Origin of the sequence: Micromonospora maritima (assembly GCF_902825405.1) — a bacterium.
GTDB lineage: Bacteria > Actinomycetota > Actinomycetes > Mycobacteriales > Micromonosporaceae > Micromonospora > Micromonospora maritima.
In genome coordinates this window covers 1-830 of the sequence record NZ_CADEAU010000940.1, presented here as the reverse complement: position 1 = coordinate 830, position 830 = coordinate 1, and the positions used below count along the sequence as shown (strand labels likewise).

1 protein-coding gene and 1 pseudogene are annotated in these 830 nt (G+C 77.0%); both read left to right on the top strand.

Features of this window, described 5'->3' with window-relative positions; genetic code table 11:
* Positions 1–391 (top strand): annotated as a pseudogene (locus HUW36_RS33690) (recombinase RecQ); the annotation flags it as partial.
* A gap of 138 nt (positions 392–529) precedes the next feature.
* Positions 530–760 carry a heavy-metal-associated domain-containing protein gene (locus tag HUW36_RS33685; RefSeq protein WP_174531682.1) on the top strand — a complete coding sequence of 77 codons (231 nt, stop codon included), beginning with the start codon at positions 530–532 and terminating at the stop codon, positions 758–760.
* The last annotated feature ends 70 nt before the right edge of the window (positions 761–830 follow it).

Genomic DNA, 830 nt, shown 5'->3' with positions numbered 1-830 from the left:
GCTCAAGGCGTGGGCGCACGGCGACGACCCGTGGCCCCGCCGCCCGGCCGGTGTGGTCGCGGTCGGCTCCCGGACCCGGCCGCTGCTGGTCGGCTCGCTCGCCGAACGGATCGCCACGGTGGGCCGGTTGCCGCTGCTCGGGCAGGTCGTCCCGACCGGTCCGGCCGGGCCCGGCGGGCCGCGCGGCAACAGCGCCCAGCGGGTACGCGCGCTGCACGACGCCTTCCGCCTGCCGGACGAGCTGGTCGACGCGCTGCCCGGGCTGGACGGGCCGGTGCTGCTCGTCGACGACCTCGTCGACTCGGGCTGGACGATGAGCATGGTGGCGCGCCTGCTGCGGCGCGCCGGCGCGCCGGACGTGCTGCCGCTGGCGCTCGCCGTCGCAGGCTGAGCCCCGTGCGCAAGGAAGGGCACCTTCTTAACGCCTCCGGTAGTGCAAGGGGCCCCGCTTAACACCCGGGATGCGAGCCGGACCACCGTCCGCGCGGCCGTGGTCGGCGGCGGTCCGGGCCGGCGGTACCGTGGGGCCATGACCGAGCAGCGACCCGTCGTCCAGACGTACACCGTGACCGGGATGACCTGCGAACACTGCGTCCGGGCGGTGACCGAGGAGCTGTCCGCCCTGCCCGGCGTCGAGGAGGTCCGGGTCGACCTGGTGGGCGGGACGGCCACGGTCACCAGCGCGGCCCCGCTGCCGGTGGAGTCCGTCCGCGCGGCTGTCGGCGAGGCGGGGTACGAGATGGTCGGCGGCGTTGCCTGAGTCGCCGTCCGCGCCGCCCGCCGTCGACCTGCCGGCACGGTCCGACCCCACCGGCGACCCGCCGCCCAGC